Annotated in this window: 21 protein-coding genes; 16 read left to right on the top strand and 5 right to left on the bottom strand. The window is 55.5% G+C overall.

Annotated features, from left to right (window positions below):
- Positions 1-25: 25 nt before the first annotated feature.
- From CCALI_RS15575 to CCALI_RS14010, 4 genes are all read left to right on the top strand, one after another.
- Positions 26-325, top strand: coding sequence for an ATP-dependent Clp protease adaptor ClpS (locus tag CCALI_RS15575; protein WP_155850580.1), 300 nt, complete (start codon positions 26-28; stop codon positions 323-325).
- A 290-nt stretch (positions 326-615) separates the two neighbouring features.
- Complete coding sequence (locus CCALI_RS14000; protein WP_425481503.1) at positions 616-3,111, top strand: [protein-PII] uridylyltransferase family protein; 2,496 nt, start codon at positions 616-618, stop codon at positions 3,109-3,111.
- Between the two features lie 55 nt (positions 3,112-3,166).
- Positions 3,167-3,643, top strand: a complete 477-nt coding sequence (locus CCALI_RS14005; RefSeq protein WP_016484120.1) for a hypothetical protein — start codon at positions 3,167-3,169, stop codon at positions 3,641-3,643.
- 355 nt (positions 3,644-3,998) lie between these two features.
- Positions 3,999-5,615: a stalk domain-containing protein gene (locus CCALI_RS14010; RefSeq protein WP_016484121.1), complete on the top strand. Its 1,617-nt coding sequence runs from the start codon at positions 3,999-4,001 to the stop codon at positions 5,613-5,615.
- Between the two features lie 52 nt (positions 5,616-5,667).
- Here CCALI_RS14010 and CCALI_RS14015 read toward each other — a convergent pair whose 3' ends face one another.
- Positions 5,668-5,919, bottom strand: a complete 252-nt coding sequence (locus CCALI_RS14015; RefSeq protein ID WP_016484122.1) for an FmdB family zinc ribbon protein — start codon at positions 5,917-5,919, stop codon at positions 5,668-5,670.
- 113 nt (positions 5,920-6,032) lie between these two features.
- On the opposite strand from CCALI_RS14015, the gene CCALI_RS14020 reads away from it, so the two are divergent.
- The 10 genes from CCALI_RS14020 (at position 6,033) to CCALI_RS14065 (ending at position 17,886) form a co-directional block, all read left to right on the top strand.
- Positions 6,033-7,235, top strand: a complete 1,203-nt coding sequence (locus CCALI_RS14020; RefSeq protein ID WP_016484123.1) for an anhydro-N-acetylmuramic acid kinase — start codon at positions 6,033-6,035, stop codon at positions 7,233-7,235.
- A 70-nt stretch (positions 7,236-7,305) separates the two neighbouring features.
- Entirely contained in the window at positions 7,306-8,142 is an 837-nt protein-coding gene (locus CCALI_RS14025) for a phytanoyl-CoA dioxygenase family protein (protein ID WP_016484124.1), read from the top strand.
- A 302-nt stretch (positions 8,143-8,444) separates the two neighbouring features.
- On the top strand, positions 8,445-10,019 hold the full coding sequence (locus tag CCALI_RS14030; RefSeq protein ID WP_016484126.1) for an N-acyl-D-amino-acid deacylase family protein: 1,575 nt from the start codon (positions 8,445-8,447) through the stop codon (positions 10,017-10,019).
- Between the two features lie 171 nt (positions 10,020-10,190).
- Entirely contained in the window at positions 10,191-10,721 is a 531-nt protein-coding gene (locus CCALI_RS14035) for a hypothetical protein (RefSeq protein ID WP_016484127.1), read from the top strand.
- A gap of 148 nt (positions 10,722-10,869) precedes the next feature.
- On the top strand, positions 10,870-11,889 hold the full coding sequence (locus CCALI_RS14040) for an ROK family protein (protein ID WP_016484128.1): 1,020 nt from the start codon (positions 10,870-10,872) through the stop codon (positions 11,887-11,889).
- A 12-nt stretch (positions 11,890-11,901) separates the two neighbouring features.
- Complete coding sequence (locus tag CCALI_RS14045) at positions 11,902-12,363, top strand: type II toxin-antitoxin system RatA family toxin (protein ID WP_016484129.1); 462 nt, start codon at positions 11,902-11,904, stop codon at positions 12,361-12,363.
- Positions 12,360-12,872, top strand: coding sequence for a hypothetical protein (locus CCALI_RS14050; RefSeq protein ID WP_016484130.1), 513 nt, complete (start codon positions 12,360-12,362; stop codon positions 12,870-12,872). Before CCALI_RS14045 ends, CCALI_RS14050 begins: the two co-directional genes overlap by 4 nt.
- Before the next feature lie 32 nt (positions 12,873-12,904).
- Positions 12,905-13,786 (top strand): succinate--CoA ligase subunit alpha, encoded by an 882-nt coding sequence (gene sucD, locus CCALI_RS14055; RefSeq protein WP_016484131.1) that lies wholly within the window; start codon positions 12,905-12,907, stop codon positions 13,784-13,786.
- A gap of 254 nt (positions 13,787-14,040) precedes the next feature.
- Positions 14,041-16,359: a glycosyltransferase family 4 protein gene (locus tag CCALI_RS14060; protein ID WP_016484132.1), complete on the top strand. Its 2,319-nt coding sequence runs from the start codon at positions 14,041-14,043 to the stop codon at positions 16,357-16,359.
- A gap of 75 nt (positions 16,360-16,434) precedes the next feature.
- On the top strand, positions 16,435-17,886 hold the full coding sequence (locus CCALI_RS14065; RefSeq protein ID WP_016484133.1) for a glycoside hydrolase family 130 protein: 1,452 nt from the start codon (positions 16,435-16,437) through the stop codon (positions 17,884-17,886).
- A gap of 105 nt (positions 17,887-17,991) precedes the next feature.
- On the opposite strand, the gene groL is transcribed toward CCALI_RS14065, so the two are convergent.
- The 3 genes from groL to CCALI_RS14080 form a co-directional block, all read right to left on the bottom strand.
- Entirely contained in the window at positions 17,992-19,596 is a 1,605-nt protein-coding gene (gene groL, locus CCALI_RS14070; RefSeq protein WP_016484134.1) for a chaperonin GroEL, read from the bottom strand.
- Positions 19,597-19,609: 13 nt separating this feature from the next.
- A complete protein-coding gene (groES, locus tag CCALI_RS14075; protein WP_016484135.1) occupies positions 19,610-19,900 on the bottom strand; it encodes a co-chaperone GroES in 291 nt (96 codons plus the stop codon).
- 189 nt (positions 19,901-20,089) lie between these two features.
- Positions 20,090-20,950, bottom strand: coding sequence for a helix-turn-helix domain-containing protein (locus tag CCALI_RS14080; protein ID WP_016484136.1), 861 nt, complete (start codon positions 20,948-20,950; stop codon positions 20,090-20,092).
- Between the two features lie 119 nt (positions 20,951-21,069).
- On the opposite strand from CCALI_RS14080, the gene CCALI_RS14085 reads away from it, so the two are divergent.
- Both CCALI_RS14085 and ilvD read left to right on the top strand, forming a co-directional pair.
- The gene (locus CCALI_RS14085) at positions 21,070-21,858 is read left to right on the top strand and encodes a phytanoyl-CoA dioxygenase family protein (protein ID WP_016484137.1); all 789 of its coding nucleotides are present in this window, start codon (positions 21,070-21,072) and stop codon (positions 21,856-21,858) included.
- Positions 21,859-21,921: 63 nt separating this feature from the next.
- A complete protein-coding gene (ilvD, locus tag CCALI_RS14090) occupies positions 21,922-23,619 on the top strand; it encodes a dihydroxy-acid dehydratase (protein WP_016484138.1) in 1,698 nt (565 codons plus the stop codon).
- Between the two features lie 60 nt (positions 23,620-23,679).
- Here the strand turns inward: ilvD and CCALI_RS14095 are convergent, their stop codons facing one another.
- The gene (locus tag CCALI_RS14095; protein ID WP_016484139.1) at positions 23,680-24,453 is read right to left on the bottom strand and encodes a carboxylesterase family protein; all 774 of its coding nucleotides are present in this window, start codon (positions 24,451-24,453) and stop codon (positions 23,680-23,682) included.
- Between the last annotated feature and the right edge of the window lie 139 nt (positions 24,454-24,592).

Raw genomic sequence — 24,592 nt, forward strand, 5'->3', positions numbered from 1 at the left:
TAGGATTGGCCTTGAAGAGAGAAACATGGGATTGGTAGAGAACTCCATCAAGGCGCTTCCGAAAGGAGAGGAGCTAGAAAGCACCGGCGGCAGCGGGGCGGAGTGGATTGTTGTGGTATACGACAACGACTACAACACGGTGGAGGAGGTCATTCGAATCCTCATTGCCGCAACCCACTGTTCGTTTGAGGAGGCTGCCATCGAGACTTGGGAGATACATCACTTAGGTAAGTCGGTGGTTCATCACGCCGATAAGGAGGAGTGCGAACGCGTAGCCAGCATCATTGCGACGATTGGCATTCGGGTAGAGGTAAGACAGGAATGAAGAAGCTCCGAAAAGACTCCGAGCGGCTTGAGGCAGCACCTCCTCCGCTTTCCGTATCACCTGACCTCAGCGCCGGTCAAGAGGAGAAAGCCATACGTGACGCCATCGGCCTCGAAGAGCCTTTCGGTTTTGTGGGGGATCACGGCGTTGATCTCGCCTATGCAGAACTGAAAACCTTGAGCGATCCGGAGCAGATAGCCGCCTTCTTTCTTGCAGAGCGCGAGAAGCTATGCGATGAGATAAGAGCTCCGCTGCGGAATGGAGAGAGAAAAGCACCCTCTGGCACGGAGATGGCACGTCGCTTCAGCGATCTAACCGACGCGGTGATCGGACGGCTGTTTGAGTTAGCCTGCGAGCGTATTGGGGAGACACCTACCGGTGTGCCGCTCTGTGTTGTGGCTACGGGAGGCTACGGTAGAAGAGAACTTTGTCCCTACTCCGACATAGATATCACCTTCATTCCTCTACGCGATGGCGAAGCCCGCACCGACCAGGTCGTCCGGCACATGTTTCAGGCGCTTATGGATATCGGGATGAACCGTGTTGGGCTGGAGGTGGGGTATGCCTATCGTCTGCTGGAGGATTGCGGCAATCTCGACCTGCTTACCATCAGTGGGCTCTTAGATGCCAGGCTCATTGTGGGCAGCGAGAGGCTCTTTATTCAGTTTGAAGACGCATTTTGGAACAACTTTAACGCTACCGATTTCATTTTTGCCAAACTGGAGGAGCGGACAAAGGCGCTTGCCAAGCATGGGATGGTACCGTACCACGTCGAGCCACACTTGAAGGAGGGGCCTGGGGGGCTGCGAGATCTTCAGACGATGGTATGGCTGCTGCAGGCGCGCCATCATCTGCCGGCAGCGCGTGTTCGCGGTGAACGAGTCTTTCAGGTTCTGCAACAGGAGATGCATTTAACCGAGGAGGACTGTAAGCAGCTCGCTACGGCAAAAGAGCACCTCTTTCAAGTCAGGAACGCCCTACATGCCCTTTGCGGCGCCGAGCGTGATGTGCTGGTGGTTACTCGGCAGGAGGAGGTGGCACACGCTTTGGGCTACGGTCAAGAGCCTGCCTCCACAGAGGCGTTTATGGCTCAAACCTTTACCCACCTGGCAACGATTCGGCGATTTGCCGCCTCCATATTTCGACGGGTGGAGCATAGCCGTCTCATTTNAGGCATTGGGCTAGACTGTAAACATCGGCAGATCGTACCTGCTAACGACGCCCTTATCGCCGACGACCTCGGCTGGATTTTATGGATTTTTGAGGTGGCTCAGAAATATCAGCTCGAAATCGGAGAGGCTTTGGAGCCTGTCATTATCGAGCTATTGCGTTCTAAACCGGAAGTCCCTGCGGATCGTAGCATCCGTCAGGTATTCACGCGGATTCTTTCGGCAACAGGCAAGGTCTATCCCATTCTGCAAAAGATGGCCGATTTGGGGGTACTGGGCTGGCTATTGCCGGAGTTCGGCGTGTTGATGAATCTCATTCCCTATGACTCCGCCCATGAGTATACCGTGGGCCAGCATACTCTCTATGTGATCAAGCATCTTGAAGCGCTCTTGGAGCCGCATCCGACCAACGAAGAGCTATTGACCGAGATGCGCCGTCTTCTCCTTGAGCTTCCTCATCCCGAATGGCTTATGTTAGCGGCTCTACTTCACGATTGTGGAAAGGCCATTCCCGATGTGCCGCATACCGAGAGCGGAGAGAGCATTGCTCGGACGATCTGCAAGCGACTGGAGTGGGATGAGGAGGCCACAGAGACCGTCTGTTTTCTGGTGAAGAACCATCTTTTAATGGCGGAGACCTCGCGTCTCCGCGACCTCGATAGGGAACAGACCATTGCCGATTTTGTGCGCGTGGTGGACGATGTGGATCGCCTCAACATGCTTTTTTTACTAACCTACGCCGACACACGCGCTGTGGGTGAGGGGGTATGGACACCGGTAAAGGGGCATTTTTTGAGGACACTATGGCTGCGAGCTTTAGATGCCCTCTATGCCCGTGAAGAGGTTGAAGATGAGGAGGCACTGGTGGCACGTGCCCAGAGGGCGCTATTGAGAGACACCAGTTTCCACACGCTTCCGACCGAGTTGGTGCAAGAACATATTCAGGCCATGCCAACGAGCTATCTATTGAATCAACCGGTGCAACGCATCGCCGCCCACATCGAGTACGTGCGGCGCGTGCGTGCAGGCGAGATGGTCATCGCATTTGAAGATGAGCCGACAGCGACCTACTCCGAATTAACGGTCTGTACCTATGACGACCCGCAGCCCGGGCTTTTGTCTAAGATCGCGCTAGCGCTCTTCTGTGCCGGGGTAACCGTTCATGCGGCCCAGGTGTTAACGCGTGTTGCTGGGGAAGAGCGTATCGCAATAGACACTCTTTGGGTAGATTATCGTGGGCGCCATCTCCTGCCCGGCAAGAGGAAAGAGGTGACCGAGCTCCTAAAAAAGGTTGTCCAAGGAGAGACGCTGGCCTTGCCAACAGCCTTGTTGCAGCAAGCAAAAAGGATGTATGTGCGAGAGGTACGTAGAAACGTAGAGGAGGAGATCGTGCTCATTGAGGTGGCTGGTGAGGAGCAGATGGGCGCGCTCTACTGGCCTGCTGCGGCTTTAGCGCGTTTAGGATGGAATATCCAGAGCGCACGGATATCTACGTGGCAGGGCGAAGCCCGTGCGGTTTTCTACGTGCAGATACCACAAAATCTGTCGGAGATCGAGATAGAGCACCGGTTAAGCGCCGCCTTACAGCTTGACAGGGGTGAGAGAAGCAAGACATAATGCGTATTCAGATTAGAGACCCAAAAAGGGTTGAGGAGGTTCAACGTTCTCGCTTATGAAACGAAATTTCTCGTTAACTCAGTTACTTATTGTTGTTTTGCTCATCGTGATCCTCTATTTAGGAGGACGCATGGTAGCACCGCCACCGGCTGCACCGCCCAAAGAGGATAATCAGGTAACAAACCTGCCATCGGCGCCGGCAAAACCCCCAAAACAGGCTCTCGTGCCGCTTCCTGCCGGTATGGACAAGAAGCTGTTGAAGCATGGAATCGCGAAAAAAACGGTGGAGCAGTGGAAGCAGAAAGGGATTCCTGCCCCCATGCTCAGCGAGCTTTATGAGATGGTGAATCATCCGGAGAAGCCTAAAAACTCCCTGCCGAATCCCTACACCATTGATGTCTCCGATAAATATTGGCATCAAGCTCAGATGGGGGAAGCGGGTATCAAGCAGCAGCGTGCTATCTTTCATAAGGAGATGGAGGAGCTGAAGGCGGCCACAATGAACCCTCAACCTCCATCATCGGCACAGTAGTTCCAAGATAGTTCGTGTTTAGCAGGGCGCGAAACTCGCGCCCTGTGATCTTTTAACCGCCCACTATCAACAGACAAAGCGTGGAGATGGACGGTAGCAAAAAATTTTTGTCAAAAAACTCTTGACACATCTGCCCAATTGTGATAGAGTATATAGGCTCTAGAATGCCCATATGTCGTAGCAAGTATCACGACGCCTCTTGGGCACGGATTCCGAAATCTTCACGAACCTTCGGTTGCAATTTCTCCGCTAAGGCAGTGAAGTGCTGCATAACAAGCCACTTCGTCTGTTTTTAGCTTAGGTGGAATTGCGAAGGTAAGCGCAGCACCGCGCGGAAACAAAGGAGGCAAACTGCATGAAAAAACGTATGGCCTGGATGCTCGCCCTTGCTGCCGGCACAGGGCTTGGTCTAGCTGCAACCCCACCGAGCTTGGCAGACCACATCACAATGACAAATGTGGGCGGGCTTCAACTCTCGATCTCTCCAGAGGCCACAGTCACGGAGGCCGGTAACGTTGCTCTAACGGTTCGCTACATCGGGGGCAACATCCGCTCGATAATGCTTTACATTGACGGAAATCTCCTCGAAAAAAGCGCACTGACAACCGACGCCAAAGTCGGCAAAATTCGTTTTGAGATCGATCCCTCCCTTGTGGAGGCCGGAGATCACATTGTCGTTGTAAAGGGAATAGATGCTAACGGACGGGTTGTGGTTGCCAAAGCCACCGTGCACTTTGGCGAAGGAGGTCCCGTTCGCCTAACATCGCCCATGCAAAATGCAGTTGTACAAGGGGTGGTGCCCATCGTTGTACAGGTTGACCCCTCTTTAAGTGGGGCGTTTGTTTCGTTCTATGTGGACAATCGCTTCCTCATGATGAAGAACTATGCGCCCTACACCTTTAACTGGGACTCGACTCGTGTGGCCAACGGCAACCATGAGATCTACATCGAGGTCCTCGACGCTCAAACCCAGGCAGTGGTAAAGAAGATCCGCACCTTTGTAACCGTTAACAATGTGATGGGCTTTACCAATCGCCAAACCACCATTCCAGACCTGCGTAACTCGCAGCCCTCTCCGGCACAAAATTTGGTTAATCGTGCGGTGGAAGCCACGCTAGCTCTTCAGCCGGAAGGACATTTGGAAGCAGATGCGGCTGTAGCACCAACGGAAGACGCCACCTCCGCGGCATCTCTCGTGGGTGGGTTGCGGGCCGCCGTGGTGCCACAGGAGGTAACGAAGGAGCATCCGCTGTTGGCACTTCCCGCACCGAACCGCTTCAAGGCGCCTACGCTGCCAGAAACTGCCTGGAGTACACCCGACCGACAAGTGCCTGCCGTGCATTTCGCGGTGCCCACCGCTTCGGTTGGTGTTCTGGCTATGCTGGCCGAGCCGAAAGGCGCGCTAAGCCTTAACAAAGAGGGGCTATCGTTCGTAAGTCGCACCTCCCAACCTTTGGTGGCTCCGCAACGCATCGGCAACTTCGCCGTTATGCCTCATGTGGCCGCTGCCGTAGGGGTAGGGACAAAGCCTCACGCCTTCACCGGCTTCGTGGCACAGCCTGTCGTGAAACGCATTCAGCATACGCGGCTGCTCGGCACCGGCACAACCGTTCATCGTGCCAGAACGCTACAGATCGCCTTCGACAACCAGTTGATCGCCTTCGATGTGCCGCCTCGAGTGGTCAACGGAATGCCGCTTGCGCCTTTCCGACAGATATTTGAACACACAGGAGGAACCGTGGAGTGGTATGCCCACTCGAAGACGGTGCGAGCCATTAACACCAGCCGCGAAATCGAGTTTCGCATTGGACACAAGACCGCCACTGTCAACGATCAGTCGCTCAAAATGCAAACGGCGCCTTACATTGATAGAGGTCGGGCGATCGTGCCCCTTTCTTTCGTGAAGGATGCGCTCAATGTGAACGTTCAGTACGACCCACAAACCGGGCATATCCTCATCCAGAGTAAGTAGCCCCACTGAATCGTAACGAAGCCGCTCAATACGTATTGAGCGGCTTCTGTTTTTAAACGGCCGAATCGCTGCTTTTCGATTCAGAGGAACTGTCCGATGTTTTCTCGGTAGCAGAAGCGTTTTCTTGCTTGCGCGAATCGGTTATGTACCATCCGGAACCTTTGAAGATGATGCCCACAGGATACAAAAGACGCTTTACGGGCCCGTTGCATTTAGGGCAGGTTTCAATGGGGGCTGCGCTAATGGTTTGAAACGCTTGAAACTCATGTTGGCACTCAGTGCATTGGTAGCCATAAGTTGGCATAAATATCTCCTCCTTATCTTTAGATTACCTTGGCCGCTACTTTTTTCTATACTATCATTATCGTGTAAGAGCACGGAGGAGTTGCAACTTAAGCTAAGAAAGGAAGTGAGAAAGTGTCTGTGCACCCTATTCTCTATAACGTGCAAAAACCGGTCTTTATGGTAGGACTCATGTCGGGCACCTCGGTGGATGGCGTGCATGCCGCTCTTATTGAAATTGATGGAGAGGCTCAACAGCTCCGCTGGAAGTTGTTGGGTTGGTACTATCTACCATGGGAGCCGGAGCTGAAATCTGAGATTCTTGCCGCATGTCGCCCCGATACACCGCTCCAAAAGGTTGTCCTACTGAACTATCGGATCGCGGAGGTCTTTGCAGAGGCAGCCAAGAAAGTGATCGCACAATGCGGGCTAAAAACAGAGCAGATTGATGCCATTGCTTCACACGGACAAACCATCTGGCATCAGGCGGAGCCGATGCTGTTGGTGGGTAGGCTGACACGTGGCACCCTGCAAATTGGCGAGCCTGCTGTCATCGCTGCGAGCACGGGGTGCATGGTCATCGCGGACTTTCGGGCGGCGGATATAGCAGTAGGTGGGCAGGGAGCGCCGCTCGTTCCTGTAGCCGATCGCCTGTTATTCGGGTCGGATAAGGAGACACGTGTCGTACAAAATATTGGCGGCATCGCCAACGCCACCTATTTACCACAGGGCTGTCAAGCACGGGAAGATGCCGAGATCATCGCCTTTGACACAGGGCCAGGAAACATGGTGATGGACGAGATCGTCCGTGAGATGACAGCAGGGCTGCAAGAGTACGATCGAGAGGGGCAATGGGCAGCCCAAGGTCGGATTCAGGAAGACCTGCTAGCGGAGTGTTTGGCTCATCCCTATTTTCAGCAGCCGCCGCCGAAATCTACCGGCAGAGAGCAGTTTGGAAAAGCCTATGTCCAATGGTTTTGTCAACGTGCACGTGAACTCGGCCTGCGATGGGAGGATATGCTGGCCACGGCCTCGGCGCTTACCGTGGAGAGCATAGCGCAGGCCTATGAGCGTTGGCTACTACCAAAGGCGCCCATCCATCGGGTTATCGTAGGTGGAGGAGGGGTGCACAATCGTTGGCTCATGCAGCAGTTACAGCGGCGGTTGGCGCCTATGACCCTCTCGACACATGAAGAGTTCGGCGTGCCTGACGATGCAAAAGAGGCCATTGCCTTTGCTCTCTTGGGCTATCTCACCCTACGGGGGATGCCGGGCAATCTGCCCTCAGCAACCGGTGCTACGCGTCCGGTAGTGTTGGGGAAGATCGTATTTCCTTAAAGGAAGGAAACTTCTTGCCTGAACGCGAACTCTAACTAAACAAACGCATGGCAAATGCCGGAGGTTTGAAATGGTATTGACGGAAGCAGAGGTGCGCTCCTTCTGGGAGAACGGGTTTCTTGTGTACGGAAAAGTTCTGAGCGATGAAGAGCTGAGAGAGTTAAACGCCGCTTTGGATCGCGTTCTGCGGGGCGAGAGCGCTGCAAAACCCGAGTCCAATCGCAACCTTTTGGGCGACTCTTCCGAAGAGGTCGTTACGCAGGTTGTCAACATTTGGTTGGCTGAGCCGGCTTTCCGGCGCCATCTTTACCATCCGATCATCGTGCCCATTATTGCCCAGCTGATGAATACGGATACGGTACGTGTCTGGCACGATCAGATACAGATTAAGCCGCCTCGTATTGGCGGCCCAACCATTTGGCATCAGGATCACCCCTACTGGCCGATCATTCAGCCACCCGATCTCATCAGCGCCTGGGTTGCATTAGAAGATGCCACTGCCGAAAACGGTTGCATGCGCATGGTCAAACGAAGCTATAAGTGGGGGCCTTACCCTGGCGGCACCATCGGCAACGACCCCGTGACGCATTCACCTACTCCCAAACCGGGGTTTGTGCCGGAAGGTGAGACCATTGAGGAGGTGGTTTGCGAGGTGCCGGCGGGGCATGTGGTCTTTCATCACTGCCTCACATGGCACGGCGCACCGCCAAACCGTTCCGAAAGAAATCGCCCAGCCATCGCCGTGCACTATATGCCGGGCTACACGCGGTTTGTGCCGACGGGGCATCATCTTGTGGAGGAGCACATACAGGTAGCTCCTGGCGAGGTGCTTAAGGGCGACTATTTCCCAACGGTCTACGAAAACGGTAGGCTCCTTCAACCAGCCGATCTATCGCCTGTAGGCTAGGGTGGCCGCCTCTAGCCGTCTCTTTTCCAACGGTAGCCGAAGCCCTCTTGACAAGAGGGTCGGAAAAGGCGATAATAGAGGCTAGACTGGGAAAGGAGGTGGTGTGTAGATTATGGATCACAGTCAACGAGGTGAGCAGGCGGTCTAAGCCTGTTTTAACCAAACTGTGTTCTCCTTGAGGCGTTTCTATGGGATGTCCTTAGGAGTACAGCGTAGTGATGAACGGGACGATCGTCCTGTTCGCCTGCTGAAGCCCGGCGTGTGCGCACGTCCGGGCTATAATTTTTGAAAGGTGATCGCAGATGTTCGATCTTGTTCTACGAAATGGAACCATTGTGGACGGCACGGGCGCTCCGAGCGTGAAGGCAGATATAGGCATCGTTGACGATCGAATTGAGGCGGTGGAAGAGCTTCCGGCCGGCGTGGATGCCGTCAGAACCCTGGAGTGCAGCGGGTTGATCGTGGCCCCGGGGTTTATTGACATCCATACGCATGCGGACATCGCTCTGCTAAATAGTCCAGAACACCTTGCAAAAGTCATGCAGGGGGTTACGACGGAGGTTTTTTCTAATTGTGGGCTTGGTTTTGCTCCTGTTACCGACGACGGCATGCGGATCCAACGGCATTACATTGCGGGGCTGTTTGGCGATTCGGAGGCACGAAAGGATAAAGATACGCCTCGAGTCGATTGGAGTTGGCGTCGTGTTAGCGATCTGCTCGCGCGCTATGAGAGCGCTGGCATCGGTACCAATGTAGTCTATCTCATTCCTCACGGAGCCGTTCGTGTTTCTGTGATGGGCATGCAGGAGCGTCCTGCGACCTCAGAGGAGATCGCAGCGATGGAAAGAATGGTTATGGAGGGGATGGCGGAGGGAGCATGGGGGCTATCAACTGGGCTTTGGTACGCCCCAATGCGTTCGGCCTCTCGCGAAGAGAATGTACGGCTTTGTAAAGCGGCCGGCTTTTTCGCAACGCATCAGCGCGACTATGGAGAGGGGCTTTTTGATGCGACCCTGGAGAGCATACAGATCGCACGGGAGGCTCAAGTTCCCGTCCAGATCGCTCATCTGCAGATGAATGGGGCGCAGAATCGGGGACGTGCCTCGGAGCTGTTAGAGATTTTAGAGCGGGCACGAGCCGATGGAATAGACGTAACATGCGATACCTACCCCTATACCGCCGGTTCCACGTTTGTTCAATCGCTGTTGCCGGAGCAGTTTGTGGAAGGAGGGCCAGAGGCTTTGTTGCGGCGACTCGGGCGCGCCGAAGAGCGCAAAGCGATTGCAGAGGCTCTAAACGATGGGCGTGACTGGTCGCTCTATGTGCTATCGGGTGCAACCTCTTCAGCGAATGCTGGGTTGGAAGGTCTCTCCTTCCCGGAAGCAGCTGCCAGGCGTGGGCTAACGGTTGGCGAATGGATATGTGCTCTACTAGAAGAGGAGCAGTTACGCGCCTGTTTCATTCATCATGCGGCGCATGAGGAGAACGTACGCACCATTTTACAGTGGGAGCACCAGATGGTGGGCAGCGATGGACTGCATTTGCCTGGGAAGTGCCATCCACGTCTGTTTGGAACGTTTCCGCGTGTGCTAGGCCGCTATGTGCGAGAGGAGAGAACGCTCTCTTTAGAACAGGCTATCCGCAAAATGAGTGGCGCGCCAGCGGCACGTTTGGGTTTACGGCGACGTGGCTTGTTGAAAGTTGGCTATGCAGCCGATATCGTTGTTTTCCATCCCCAGCAGGTTCAGGATCGGGCTACTTTCGAGAGCCCTAGAGAGTATCCAGAGGGCATTGTGCATGTGCTCTGTAACGGGGTCTTTGTCGTGGAAGAGGGCAGGCCCACGAAAGCCCTGCCGGGGCGGGTTCTTAGGCGATAAGAAGCAAGGAAAGATTTTTGCGATTTTTAGAAGGAGAAGCAGGAATTCGAGGAGGAGGTGTCGAAAACTTTAACTGCATCAATCACACGCACGCGCAAGGGGCTATTCACCAGAAGTCGGCAACAACAGGACACGACTCTGTCTAAGGCTCCTTGCAAAGGAGGAGACTCTGTGAAGAAGCTCGGAACGCTATGCTCTCTCATGTTGGCGCTAGCACTCTGCATGGGGGGGCTGTTATTGGGAAGTCCTGCACGTGCGCAGGAGGATAACTATAGCCTGCCGGAGCTTAGCCGCGATTGGACGGTACGTATAGGTCTGTGGGTGGCACAAAGCAAAACGGCACGTAGCGTGGAAGGCGATGTGGGGATTAGCGGCCTCGTGCAGCGGCGCGTCTATGCCGGTGGTACGTATGATCTGCTTCTTGGCATCGGCTATAACGGCTTCGACAAGGTGTACAGTGTGCCGCTTACCTTGGAGATTCAGGCCTTTCGTGGCAATCTTCGGTATGGCATTGGCGGTGGTTACTCTTTCGGTAAGCGCCTAAATGGCCGAGGAAGCAACGGGGCCGTGCTGAATCTCCTCGTTGGCTACCAGCTCACCCATGGAACAAATCCCGTTTCTGTCGATCTGCGCTACTTCTTTGTGTCGGGTTCAAACGATGAACTAGACGGCTATAGCTTAACGTTGGGCTACCAGTTCTAGCCTTCGCTTAGGTGCTTTTCCAACCCCTGTTGCCAAAACAGGGGTTTTTTTATAGACAGTGGCGGATGCAGGGTAAAATCTCTACGTCCTTAAAGAACGCGGCAAAGCCGCTAGATAGAGCACAATCTTGTTCTGTAGGAGGGAATCGGTGTCGCGTATACAGCCCCGCAAAGAGGCGCCTTATGTGGTAGGAGTAGACTTGGGAGGAACAAACGTTCGTGCGGCTGTGATAGATCGCAATGAAAAGCTTTTGGGTCGAGCGGAGAATTCGTCGGAGGCAAAAGGAGGGGTAGCGCGAACGGTGGCGGCCATCGCTACCGCCGTTCGTAATGCAGTGAAAGCGGCAAATGTCTCGATAGATGAGATCGGCGCGATAGGGGTGGCCGTGCCGGGGCACATTGATGTACCTGCCGGCATGGTGCGATGGGCGCCCAACTTTGGAGATTATGTAGATGGCACCTATGTGCCCTACAAGGATGTGCCTTTGCGTGAGTTGGTAGAAAAAGAGCTAGGCATCGCCATGGTGATGGATAACGACGCTAATGTGGCGGCCTTAGGCGAGTTTCGATACGGCGCCGGCCGTGGAACCCGCCACCTCGTGATGTTTACCTTGGGAACGGGCATCGGTGGGGGAATCATTGTGGACGGTCAAGTGCTGCGCGGAGCAACCGGTGGTGCTGCAGAAGTGGGGCATATCATCATTGCGGACGGCAAAGGCTCCAGCCCCAACGGCCCGCACGGACGCCTGGAGGTTTTGGCGGGTCGTGATGGCATTGTGGAGCGCGCGGCCTTGAAAATGGAATCGGGGCGCGATACGCTGTTATGGAGGCATATCACCGGGCCGGAAGCCCTGCAGCAGTTTCTCACGCCAAAACTCATTGATCAGGCTGCGGAAGAGGGCGATGCATTGGCGAGAGAGGTACTAGAGGAGATCGGACATTTCGTGGGGCTTGGCATTGCCAGCATGGTTAACGTGTTTAATCCGGAGGTCGTTGTTCTTGGCGGCAAAATCTCCAATTCGCGCACGCTCTTCGACGCCGCCGTCCGCACAGCACGTGCCTCTGCCATAGGGTCTATTCTGGCGGCTGCCCGCATTGTGCGCGCTGAACTTGGGGATGACGCCGGCATTATGGGAGCCTCTGAACTTGCCTGGCGCGAGATGGCTTAAGGAAACAGCCTCATGCCACGAATAGAGCAGAAGATTGAAATAGAGGCGCCCGTGGAGCGTGTCTATGCTATTGCACGCCATGTGGAGGCCTTTCCAGAGTTTATGGCCGACCTGCAGTCGCTGAAAGTGTTGGAGCGTAGTGAGGATGGGCGACGCACCGTGACGGAATGGGTGGGAATGATCCAGGCCGTGAAGATGAAGGTGCGTTGGACGCAGGAAGATCGCTGGGACGATACCAACTATCGGGATGATTTTCGCATGATACAGGGCGATCTTGACCGCATGGAAGGATATTGGCAGTTTACCCCTATAGCCGAGAATCGCACGCTTTTTGAGAGCGTTGTGGACTACGATATCAACATTCCCATGATAGGGCCTATGGTAAAAGGGCTGGTGAAGAAGCTCATGACAGAAAACCTGCAGGCTACCTTAGAGGCCATTAAGCGGCGTGCGGAGAGTGAGCTGAGCTCATGAAGGTCTTTTCGCCATCCGTTGAAACCGTGCGACTCCGCGAGATTGCCGATCTCTTCAAAGCCAGCGGGCACTCGATTAGCATCAGCACCGGCATCGCTGGAGCGGCGACCCAGGAGGAGCTGGAGAACCCCAATTGGGAAGCCGCCTTTGTGCGTTGGCATACCCCCGAGTTGCACGACGTCTATCTGTTAGAACGGAGTGTCGTTGAGGCGGAGGCGGAGGCGCGCGAGGCGGTTGAAGAGGCCTTGCGGTTCGCTTACAACTGGCCGGATACAGCAGCAAAGCTGATCACCATAGATGTGCTGAGGCGTACCCAGATCGTCTACGACGTTCAACTGCTCCCTGTGCTTTTCGAAGATCAGGATCATCCGGGATGGGAGACATTGGAGAGCCTTTTGCGTCTGCTGGCCGCTCCTGGAGATGGCGTCATCTTTGCCGAAGAAGAGGGGTTTTTCGATGCGGAGGGCATGCCTCTTATCCTTATGGAGGATGATGAGACATCGCCATAACACGAAATCTAGAGGAGGCTTGATGAGTAGGTATGAGCATTCTCATTGACGAGAACACACGGGTTCTCGTTCAGGGTATTACTGGGCGCGATGGATCTTTTCATGCAGAACAGATGATAGCCTATGGCACGCAGGTTGTTGGGGGTGTAACCCCTGGAAAGGGAGGCCAAACCGTTTTAGGGGGCGTGCCCGTTTTCAATACGGTGCAAGAGGCGGTGCAGGCGACGGGCGCCAACACCTCGGTCATCTTTGTGCCCGCACGACTGAATGCGGCCGATGCCATTATAGAGGCGGCCAAAGCGGGAATTCGGCTGATCGTATGCATTTCTGAGAACATCCCCACCCAAGATATGATCCGCGTTCATGCTATTCTGCGACGTATAGAGGGCGTACGCCTCATCGGCCCTAACTGTCCAGGGCTTATCACCCCGGGAAAGTGTAAAGTTGGCATTATCCCTCCTACGTCGTTTGTGCCTGGAAGCATTGGGTTGGTTTCACGCAGTGGCACTTTGACCTATGAGATAGCAGATAGCCTTACACGTGCAGGATTAGGCCAGTCTACGGGAGTTGGCATTGGTGGCGATGCCATGATCGGCTCTACCTTTAGCGATATTTTGCCGTTGTTTGAAGCCGATCCGCAAACAGAGGCCGTGGTGTTGGTGGGAGAGATTGGCGGCAGTGATGAAGAGCGCGCGGCCGAGTACATCAAGCAGCACATGAAAAAACCGGTGGTGGCCTTCATCGGGGGGCGCACCGCTCCTCCCGGAAAACGCATGGGCCATGCTGGGGCGATCATCAGCGGTAACACCGGAACGCCTCAGGCCAAGGTAGAGGCTCTTTTAGCGGCAGGAGTGCCGGTTGCCGAGACGATACAAGAGATTCCCGAACTTGTAAAGAAACGACTCAGACGCTAGCGAGTTGCTTTGGCTTTGCGATACGAGATGAGAGCCGCTCATCGGTTTGCACCATGGCGTTTCATCCCTATCTAGAGGCCTCTGCGGTTTTCTGAAGAATACGGTAAAATAGAGAGTCCGTACCTTCGAATGCTCTTCACTTTGGGGGGAGTATTCCCCTCTCTTGCTCCTGCGTGTCCAGTTGGGATTGCCCTTAGACCTCGCGTTTGCGGAGAGGTCTACCTCATTCTTGTTAGAAAGGAGATGGGTGACAGATGAGGAGAAATACCGCGCTTCACAAAATAGCTTTTGTGGCGGATTATATTCCGCGCAAGTGTGGTATCGCCACTTTTACGGCCGATTTGCAACACGCCGTGGCCGGACAGTATCCGTCGGTAGAGTGTTTTGTTTGTGCGGTTAGCGAGCCGGATCGCTCTTATGACTACCCGCCAGAGGTGCGCTTTGAGATCGAAGAGGAGGAGCCGGACTCCTATCGTCGCGCCGCCGACTTTCTTAACTTCAGCAATGCGGACGTGGTCTGTTTGCAGCATGAGTATGGAATCTTCGGTGGACGAGCGGGGGGTTATGTGTTGCGCTTGCTGCGAGACTTGCGCATTCCCGTAGTCACCACACTGCACACGATTCTGCGTGAACCCGACCCCGATCAGCATCGCGTGTTACGGGATATCGTGGCGCTTTCGGCTCGAGTGGTAACGATGACGGAGAAAGGGCGTTGCTTTCTCCGCGACATCTATGGCGTTCCCGATGATAAGATCGATCTGATACCGCACGGCATTCCCGATATGCCTTTTGTAGATCCCAATTTCTATAAAGATCAGTTTGGCGTAGAGGGGAAGCATGTGCTTTTGACCTTTGGCCTGCTCTCGCCTAATAAGGGCATCGAGTATGTGTTGCGCGCCCTTCCGCAGATTGTGGAGGTGTTTCCGGAGACGGTCTATATTGTGCTAGGCGCCACGCATCCGAACTTAGTTCGGGAACAGGGCGAGACCTACCGCTTAAGTCTAGAACGATTAGCGCGCGATTTAGGAATCGAAAAGCACGTTATCTTCTATAATCGGTTTGTAGATATTGATGAGCTAAAAGAGTTCCTAGGCGCTGCGGACATCTATATCACACCCTATCTAAATCCGGCTCAAATTACGTCGGGGACGCTCTCCTACGCTTTTGGTTGTGGCAAGGCGGTTATCTCCACCCCTTATTGGCACGCAGAGGAGCTGTTGGCGGAGGGACGAGGGGTTCTTGTTCCCTTTGCCGACTCCGAGGCCATTGCGCGCGAGGTAATTGGGCTTTTGCAAGATCCCACGCGGCGTCACGCCATGCGGAAACGAGCGTATATGTTGGGGCGAGAGATGGTTTGGAGCCATGTCGCTCACATGTATGTGGAATCGTTTGAGAAAGCGCGGCGGAGTCGCTGGGACAGCTCGCATCGTCCTTTGGTGATAAAGACGTTGGAGCAGAAGCCGCGCGAGTTGCCTACGCTTCGGCTCGACCACTTACGTCGCTTAACCGATTCGACAGGTCTCTTACAGCATGCCACCTATGCATTGCCCAACTATGCGGAGGGCTACTGTTCGGATGACAATGCCCGTGCCCTTCTATTGACCATCAATCTCGAAGGCATCGGGCACGAGATTCGCGAAGCGCAGCGTCTCGGCGTTATCTATGCAGCCTTCTTGAACAACGCCTTCGATAGAAAAACGGGTCGCTTCCGTAATTTCATGGGATACGACCGGCAGTGGTTAGAAGAGACCGGTTCGGATGATTGCCAAGGGCGTGTGATATGGGCGCTTGGAGCTTGCGTGGGGCGTTCGCGGGATAATGGGCTGCGGATGTGGGCAGCCGGCCTATTAGAAAGAGCGCTTACCACCATTCTCGATACCACCTCCCCGCGAGGTTGGGCCTTTGCATTGGTGGGAATTCATGAGTATTTTAGGCAATTAAGTGGCGACCGTCTTGTCAATCAGGTGCGAGAGACGCTCACCCAAAGGCTTATCGCACTGTATGACAACACCGCCTCTGAAGATTGGCCTTGGTTTGAGCCGGTGGTCTCTTATGATAATGCCAAGCTACCCCACGCGCTGATCCTGAGCGGGCGGTGGGGGGATAACCCACGCGCTTTTGACATTGGTTTAAGAACGCTGCGATGGCTTGCAGAGCTTCAGACCGCGGAGGCTGGGCACTTTCGACCGATTGGTTCGAACGGGTTCTATCCGCGCGGAGGGGAGTGCGCTCGTTTCGACCAGCAGCCTATTGAAGCCTACAGCATGCTCTCCGCCTGTTTAGAGGCCTATCGCTCGACCAACGATGAGTATTGGTTGCAGAAAGCGCGGGCAGCGCTCGACTGGTTTTTGGGGAGGAACGACTTAGGCATGGAGCTTGTGGATTACCGTACGGGTGGATGTCGAGATGGTCTGCACGTCGATCGGGTTAACCAGAACCAAGGTGCCGAATCCACCCTCGCGTTCCTGCTGTCGCTTACCGAAATGAAACTACAGGAGAATCTGTTAGGTGACCTACTGCCCATGGATAAAGACCTCCCTGAGTGGCAGCCAAGTGGACCAAGCGGACGCTAGCAGCGCGGACGCTGCCAGAGACAGGTTTTGCTTTAGACAAGCCAATAAAAAAACCATGAACACGAGGAGAAGAGTTTGCGCGTTCAACGCATAGGGCCTATTTTAAAGCCGGATAGCTCGCGTGTGCTCTTTAGGGCTTTCAACCCTATGGGAGATCGTCAAGACCTACACGTTGTCGCCCGCATCATGGCTTTACCGGAACAAGAGGTCTATAGGCTGCTTGAGCAGGTAATGAAGGAGTTTCAAGATAGGCACTACAAGCTGCGAAGCTTCTTCCTAAAGCGTTTCGAGGAGGTACGCCCTCTGTTGCTGACCGACGCTCCGCTGAGTGAGGAGCGCCGGTTGCTGATAGGTGCCTATTTCACCCATGAATATGCTTTAGAGGCCGCCGCCCTGTTTAACCCTTCCATCGTATGGCATCCCGATCAAAGCGGACTGCCGGAGGGCGTGCGTCGTTTTGTATTAAGTTTGCGGGCTACAGGAGAGGGGCATATCTCTTCCATCACTTTTCGGGAAGGAACCATAGATGCCGACAACCATATCGTCCTCGAAAAGCCTACCCGCTACGTGTCTACGCCAGAGATCGTCCCTAACCCGACGTACGATCGGAACCTGTTTGAGCGGAAGTTATATGAACTCGATCTGTGGGACGACTTCGCTGCGGAGGTTTTAGCCTGTCTGAACGAACAGTTCACTTTGGAGGAGTTAAAGGAGGCGCTGCAGTTTGTAGAAAAACAGCGTCGGGGGCGATACCGTGGTGAAGATCAGGTGGCGCGAGGCATTCTGGCGCTTGCACAGGCCAACTATGAGGTCTTCTTCTCTCCAGACGAGCCGCTCTCGGAGCGCGTTCTGTTCCCGACCTCCCCTACAGAGGTCAATGGGATGGAGGACGCCCGATTTGTGCAGTTTCATGAGGACGATGGTCGCGTCATCTACTATGCCACCTATACCGCCTACGACGGCAAGGTGGTTTTTCCGCAGATCTTGGAGACCGAGGACTTCTTACATTTCCGGATCAGTACGTTGAACGGACCCGAAGTTCAAAACAAAGGAATGGCTCTCTTTCCACGGCGCATTCATGGTCGCTACGCCATGCTATCGCGGCAGGACAATGAGAATCTCTACATTATGTTTTCCGACATGTTGCATTTCTGGTACACCAAGCAACCCCTGCTAAAGCCGACTTATCCTTGGGAGTATGTTCAGGTTGGCAACTGCGGCTCGCCCATAGAGACCGAGGCGGGCTGGCTTGTTTTGAGCCATGGGGTAGGGCCGATGCGCAAGTACTCGATAGGGGCTTTCTTGTTAGATAGGGAAGATCCCACCAAAGTGATCGGGCGCCTTAAAGAGCCCTTGCTGATGCCAAATGCCGATGAGCGAGAGGGTTATGTGCCGAATGTGGTCTACAGCTGTGGGGGCGTTCTTCACAACGGCTATCTTATTTTGCCTTACGCGATGTCAGACTACGCCAGTCGTTTCGCCATCGTGCCTTTGGAAGACATTCTTGAAGCAATGGTATGGGTTTAGGCGGTTTCCCTTACGAAAAGCCACCAATGTGTTATTCTTAGGCGGAGCGTAAAAATTCCCCTGCCTCCTTTTGCAAGGCAGGGGAATGGAGAACGGAAGGAGATTTTACGCGCCAGGTGTGGAAGTCTTCTCCTTCTCCTCTTTCTTTTCGGTGACGAGGCACTCGGTGGTGAGAATGAGACCCGCTATGGAGGCTGCGTTTTGCAGTGCGGAGCGCACCACTTTCGCAGGGTCTACCACCCCAGCCTTCACCATGTCCTCATACTCACCGGTTCTGGCATTGAAGCCATGGCCTTTGGGCAATGACCGGACCTTTTCTACCACCACACTGCCCTCAAGCCCGGCATTTTCGGCGATTTGGCGAAGCGGCTCTTCAAGGGCACGGCGCACGATGTTGAGGCCGATCTCCTCGTCTCCCTCCAGCTTAAGGCCATCAAGAGCGGGAGCGGCGTTCAGCAGAGCCACGCCACCTCCGGGCACGATGCCCTCTTCCACGGCCGCGCGCGTCGCATGGATGGCATCCTCCACGCGAGCTTTCTTCTCTTTCATCTCCGTTTCAGTGGCCGCGCCCACCTGAATAACGGCCACGCCTCCGGAGAGCTTGGCGAGACGCTCTTGAAGTTTCTCGCGGTCGTAGTCGCTCTCGGTCTCCTCGATCTGGCGTTTAATGAGCGCGATGCGGCCTTTAATGGCCTCCTGCGAACCGGCTCCGCCGACAATGGTGGTCTCCTCTTTGGTCACCACCACGCGTTTGGCGCGGCCAAGTAGGTCGGCCGTAATATTTTCGAGCTTCATGCCGAGGTCTTCAGTAATGAACTTCCCGCCCGTGAGGATGGCGATATCCTCCATCATGGCCTTGCGGCGATCGCCGAAGCCTGGGGCTTTAATGGCCACGCTGTTCACATTGCCGCGAATCTTGTTGACAACGAGGGTGGCAAGGGCTTCGCCGTCTACATCTTCAGCGATGACCACCAGCGGGCGTCCAGCGCGAGCTACAAGCTCCATCACAGGAATGATATCGGCCACCGCGCTGATCTTTTTCTCATAGAGCAGAATGTAAGGCTCTTCGAGCACCGCCTCCATGCGCTCGGGGTCGGTAACGAAGTAGGGCGAGATATAGCCCTTGTCGAACTGCATTCCCTCTACCACTTCGAGTTGGGTGCTGGTGCCCTTGCTCTCTTCCACGGTGATGACGCCATCGGTTGTGACCTTTTCGATGGCTTCGGCCAGTATCTCCCCGATCTCCGGGTCGTTTGCGGAGATAGTGGCCACCTGTTGGATAGCGGAGCGGCCCTGGATGGGGGTAGCCTCTTTACGGATATGCTCCACGACGGCTTCGACGGCCTTGTCTATGCCCTTTTTCACCTGCAACGGTTTTGCGCCGGCGGCAACGGCCTTAAGGCCCTCTTTCACCATCGCTTGGGCGAGCACGGTTGCTGTGGTGGTGCCATCGCCGGCCACATCGTTCGTTTTGCTAGCCACTTCGCGAGCCAGCTGAGCCCCCATGTTTTCGAAGGGGTTCTCTAGCTCGATCTCCTTGGCGATGGTCACGCCATCGTTAATGATGTTGGGGCTGCCGTACTTCTTTTCCAGAACCACGTTGCGGCCACGAGGGCCGAGAGTCACTTTCACGGCGTCGGCAAGTGCATTAACGCCGCGCTCAAGGGCGCGACGCGCCTCTTCATCGAAAAGCAATATCTTTGCTGCCATCTCTACCGACCTCCTATTCTCTTACTGCCAGAACATCGTCCTGGCGCAGGATCACGTATTCATCTTCACCGATCTTCACTTCCGTTCCGGCATATTTGGCGTAGATAATGCGGTCGCCGGGTTTCACCTCCATCTTTACGACTTTGCCGTTGTCAAGCGTCTTTCCGGGGCCAACGGCCACCACTTCCGCCTCCTGTGGTTTCTCTTTGGCGGTATCAGGCAAAATGATTCCCCCTGCCGTCTTCTCTTCTGGGGTAACAGGTCGGGCGATAATGCGATCGTTGATCGGTTTCAACGTTGGCATTGTCTTGAGCCTCCCTTGCGTGTAGAATGGTGTGACGATGCCTCTGGGTGCAGTGGCATCCGCGGTTTAGCACTCAAACCGTTAGAGCGCTAATTCTGCCACCAATTTACCCGAATTAGCACTCGCCTGTCAAGAGTGCGAAAATCGCGGTTTGGTCTATAGGGCGCCTCCTACACCGAAACACGTTGGCTATTTTCTGGCCGTTTCGCGGCCCGCTTGAACGACTTCGAGCGCGCCTTCCTCGATGTTCTTTCGATATTGCCGCGGCGATAGCCCCATCTCGCGTACGAAGACGCGGTGGAACTGCGCGTAGCTGCCGAAGCCAGCCTCCAAGGCAAGGTCGAGAAGCTCACGATGAGGGTAGGCCAGGCAGAGACGGCGAAACCGATGAAGTCGCTGTTGATTGCGATAGTCGGCCAGACTCATTCCAACATACTTGTGGAAGAGGCGTGACAGGTGAGAGGGGCTTTGATAGCACTGTTTTGCCAGGGCAGACAAAGTCAGCGTTTCCTCATCTCTTAGCAGCCGAAGCGCTTTCTGGACAGAGGGAGGCATCCACGTTCCATAGGGTTGCTGTTCGGCCTCCAAGTAGAGCCTCCAGGCGAGCGCCAGGGCGAAGGCAAGCCCCAGGTTATAGAGGGGGCTATTGTCGTAATGGGCGCTCAGCTCGGTGAAGAGCCTTTCAAGACGCTCGCGCTGAGGGAAGGCAAGGGTGCGGCAAAAGCTCTCTTGAGGGGCGGCTGCACACAGTGGATGGGCTGCAATGGCCTGACACACCTGCTGGACAAGGTGTGGACGAAAGACGCCTATCCACATACTGTAGTCCGGCGATTCGTTGACAAGCAGATGATCCTGTTCCGGAAAGAGCCAGACGAGGCTACCCTCGGTGAGCCGGTAGCTTCGACCTCGCAGAAGGTAGGTGCCTGTGCCGGAGAGGACGAGGTTCAGCTCAAGCTCATCGTGCCGATGCATGAAGCGTGGCACTCCGCTACGCCGGTAAAGCCAAAGGCTTCCATCCAGTTGAGAAGGAAGGTCAAGCGTCTCTTTCATGGAGATTCTCCCTAGACAAGATAGCATAAAATGAGAGGAAAATGCGATACCATGCGATGTTTTTCCTCAAGAAGAGGGCGAATAATAAGAAGTACCCTGATAAGGGAGTTTCAGAGAGGATGACGGAGGTTGGAAAAATGGTTTTAGCGCCTGTGACGATCACGGAAGAGCAGCGAAGGCAGTATCAGGAGGAGGGTTATTTCATTCTCGAAGGTGTGATTTCTGCAGAGGTTCTTGAGGGGCTTCGTGCTGAATGCGACCGCTTGGTTCGGCAGAAGGATGAGGAGCTTGCCCGTCGTGGGGTGGAGAGCGAGGGGATTACGCATCGTGGAAGCCGTTACTTCATCAGCTCGCATGGGCACGATAGCGAAACATTGGAGCGCTTTCTCTTCAGCGATCTCATGGCCTCGATCTGTTTAGCCACGTTGGGGCCGGACGCCTATCTGTTTAATGAGCAGTTTGTGGTAAAGCGCGATAGAGCGGGAATGAGGTTTGCGTGGCATCAGGATTCGGGGTATATCGGCCATCCGCACCGCCCCTACCTCAGCTGTTGGTGTGCCTTGGACGATGTCAGTGAGGAGAACGGCACGGTGTACATTCTCCCTTACTCTCGGGCCGGCACGCGGGAGTGGACTCCGCATCGGAAAGAGGAGGGCACCAACGATCTCGTGGGGTATTTTGGCGACGACCCCGGCATACCGGTCGTCGGCCCAGCCGGCACCATCGCGGTGTTTTCGAGTGTGACCTTTCACCGAAGCGGCGCCAACACCTCGCCCCATCTAAGGCGCATCTATCTCGCCCAGTATTCCGCGGAGCCCATCCTCAATAAAGAGGGCACGGCACTCTGGCACTGGGCCGATCCCTTCTTGAAAGGGGGGAGGCGGGTAGACCCCTTCGTAAGCAGGTAAAATATCTCCACCAACCGCTCAACGTATCGAGCGGGGAGCATTCACGTGGAGAGGAGAGCAGGAATGTCGGAGGAGATGAAGCGGCGCAGTCGCCTGACTACCGAGGGTATAGAGCGAGCTCCGAATCGGGGGATGTTGCGCGCAGTGGGGTTCTACGATGAGGATTTCGAGCGCCCCATGATCGGGGTCGCCTCGCTGTTCAGCACGATCACCCCCTGTAACGCCCATCTGGATCGGTTGGCCCAACGCGGTTGCGAGGGGATACGCGCTGGTGGAGGGGTGCCGCAGATATTCGGTGTGCCCACCGCCGCGGATGGCATTATGATGGGGCATCTTGGCATGCGCTACAGCCTTGTATCGCGCGAGGTGATTGCCGACAGCATCGAGGTGGTGGCAGGCGGGATGAACCACGACGGCGTGCTCGCCTTCGGAAGCTGCGACAAAAACATGCCAGGATGCGTTATGGCCATGGCGCGCCTAAACGTCCCGAGCATCTTCGTGTATGGAGGCTCGATTCTCCCTGGGGTGGGCGAGGACGGTTCCGACATAGACATCGCCTCTATTTTTGAGGCAGTAGGGCAGTATCAGGCGGGGAAACTGAGCGCCGAAGGCGTTCGACACATCGAATGCGAGGCCTGCCCTGGGGCGGGCGCCTGCGGAGGCATGTACACGGCCAACACCATGGCAAGCGCTATTGAAGCAATGGGCTTGTCGCTTCCCTACAGTGCTAGCAACCCGGCGGTCTCTGCGGCCAAGGAGCGAGAGGCCTTTCTCGCGGGCAAACAGCTCGTGGAGTTGATTCGGCAAAACATTCGTCCACGCGACATCATTACGCGCAAATCGCTGGAGAACGCCTACACCCTGGTACTCGCGTTAGGCGGTTCTACCAACGCCATTCTTCACCTAAAAGCCATTGCTTGGGAGGCCGGGGTGGAGTGGACTTTGGCGGACTTCGATCGGTTAAACGACAAAGTGCCGCATCTCGCCGATCTGAAGCCTGGGGGGCGCTATGTGATGTACCACCTCCATCGCGTGGGGGGAACGCCCGCCGTGCTAAAGGCCCTGTTAGAGGCCGGTTTCTTGCATGGCGACTGCCTTACCGTCACCGGGAAAACGTTGGCGGAGAACCTTGCCAACGTGCGCTCGGTCTATTCCCGACGTCAGGAGGTGGTTCGGCCGTTAGATAACCCGATGTTTCCAACAGGACATCTCACCATTCTACGTGGTAACTTGGCGCCCGAGGGGGCGGTGGTGAAGACGGCAGGGGTCAAAATAAGGCGTATTACCGGCCCGGCCCGAGTGTTTGATGGAGAGGAGGCCTGCTTTGCTGCGGTACAACGTCGCGAGATAAAGCCGGGCGACGTGGTGGTGATTCGCGGGGAAGGACCGGTAGGTGGACCCGGGATGCGCGAGATGTTGGCGGTGACGGCGGCCATTGTGGGCCAGGGATTAGGCGACTGTGTTGGGCTCATCACCGACGGCCGCTTTTCGGGAGCTACGCACGGGCTTGTGGTGGGGCACGTCGCTCCGGAAGCCTGGGTTGGAGGGCCTATTGCGCTGCTGAGGGATGGCGATAAGGTCACCATTGACGCCGATGCCAAGCTGCTGGCGGTAGAACTAAGCGACGAGGAGTTAGCACGGCGTCGGGCGGAATGGAAAAAGCCGGCGCCTCGGGAGGAGCGGGGCGTTTTGGCCAAATATGCCGCCTGCGTGCGCTCGGCGTCGGAGGGGGCCGTTACGGTTCCTGTCTACTGTCCCTAGCGTTCGCGGAAGGAACAAGGGTACCGGCAGGCCCTTACGACATGCTGGTACCCTGTTTTTTTATTTGGCCGGTCGCTGATGTTGTAGAAACCATTGAGGCAGGTTGGGGTCATCGTAGGCGTTATCCCACGAGTCGTGGCCAACCCCCGGATAGAGGGTGAACTGGATGTCGCCCCCTGCCGCTTTCACGGCATCAACGGTTTTCTGATCGGCTTCTGGAGAGACGACGGGGTCGGCGGCACCATGGAACACCCAGAGGGGGATCTTGGCTAACTCGGATGCCTGGTTGGGATCGCCAATGCCGCAGATCGGTGCCGCAGCGGCGAAGAGGTCGGGGTGCTTGGCGGCCAAAGCCCAGGTTCCAAAGCCCCCCTGAGAGAGACCGGTAAGGTAGAGGCGGGTTGTATCCACCCGATATTCGCGTTCGGTTTTTTTAAGCATGGCCATCAGCAGATCGTCGTACTGTGCCCATGTGTCGCGCACTTCGGGTTTCTGCGGAATGATAACAAGGAAGGGCCAGCGCTCGGCATGGCGCATGATGTGCGTGCCAATGCCCACCCCTAGCGGCTTGAGACCATCGGTGCCACACTCCCCAGACCCGTGGAGGAAGAGGATGGTGGGCCAAGGATGATCGCGGGTATAGTCGGCGGGCACATAGACGAGGTACCGATAGGTAGTGCCTTGCCACTGAATGGTCTTTAAGAGGAAGCCTTTGGGGGTATTGTCGGCACGGCGGCTTTTTGCCGAGGCGGGCGCGGCGGTTGTGGCCAAACCGCACACTGCAAACAGGGCGAGAGCCAGAGTTATGTTGCCAGACAGGCTCGTGGGCATCATTCGCGATTCTCCTTTTTCAATGCGTGGATTTTGTGCATGACTCTGTGTACGTGGAAATATATCTTCCCCATAGGGGCGTTGCCTTCCTGCCCGCTTTTTCCATCGGCCCTATACGAGAAGGCCTCCTGCGCCTTGCGGC

The organism is Chthonomonas calidirosea T49, from assembly GCF_000427095.1.
In the GTDB taxonomy this organism is placed as follows: domain Bacteria; phylum Armatimonadota; class Chthonomonadetes; order Chthonomonadales; family Chthonomonadaceae; genus Chthonomonas; species Chthonomonas calidirosea.

Coding starts and splice junctions, on each gene's coding strand:
- CCALI_RS14015 (WP_016484122.1), bottom strand. CDS start 5,919: ATGCCAACTTATGGCTACCAATGCACTGAGTGCCAACATGAGTTTCAA.
- groL (WP_016484134.1), bottom strand. CDS start 19,596: ATGGCAGCAAAGATATTGCTTTTCGATGAAGAGGCGCGTCGCGCCCTT.
- CCALI_RS14030 (WP_016484126.1), top strand. CDS start 8,445: ATGTTCGATCTTGTTCTACGAAATGGAACCATTGTGGACGGCACGGGC.
- CCALI_RS14095 (WP_016484139.1), bottom strand. CDS start 24,453: ATGATGCCCACGAGCCTGTCTGGCAACATAACTCTGGCTCTCGCCCTG.
- groES (WP_016484135.1), bottom strand. CDS start 19,900: ATGCCAACGTTGAAACCGATCAACGATCGCATTATCGCCCGACCTGTT.
- CCALI_RS15575 (WP_155850580.1), top strand. CDS start 26: ATGGGATTGGTAGAGAACTCCATCAAGGCGCTTCCGAAAGGAGAGGAG.
- CCALI_RS14025 (WP_016484124.1), top strand. CDS start 7,306: ATGGTATTGACGGAAGCAGAGGTGCGCTCCTTCTGGGAGAACGGGTTT.
- CCALI_RS14060 (WP_016484132.1), top strand. CDS start 14,041: ATGAGGAGAAATACCGCGCTTCACAAAATAGCTTTTGTGGCGGATTAT.
- CCALI_RS14010 (WP_016484121.1), top strand. CDS start 3,999: ATGAAAAAACGTATGGCCTGGATGCTCGCCCTTGCTGCCGGCACAGGG.
- CCALI_RS14005 (WP_016484120.1), top strand. CDS start 3,167: ATGAAACGAAATTTCTCGTTAACTCAGTTACTTATTGTTGTTTTGCTC.
- CCALI_RS14085 (WP_016484137.1), top strand. CDS start 21,070: ATGACGGAGGTTGGAAAAATGGTTTTAGCGCCTGTGACGATCACGGAA.
- CCALI_RS14080 (WP_016484136.1), bottom strand. CDS start 20,950: ATGAAAGAGACGCTTGACCTTCCTTCTCAACTGGATGGAAGCCTTTGG.
- ilvD (WP_016484138.1), top strand. CDS start 21,922: ATGTCGGAGGAGATGAAGCGGCGCAGTCGCCTGACTACCGAGGGTATA.
- CCALI_RS14045 (WP_016484129.1), top strand. CDS start 11,902: ATGCCACGAATAGAGCAGAAGATTGAAATAGAGGCGCCCGTGGAGCGT.
- CCALI_RS14050 (WP_016484130.1), top strand. CDS start 12,360: ATGAAGGTCTTTTCGCCATCCGTTGAAACCGTGCGACTCCGCGAGATT.
- sucD (WP_016484131.1), top strand. CDS start 12,905: ATGAGCATTCTCATTGACGAGAACACACGGGTTCTCGTTCAGGGTATT.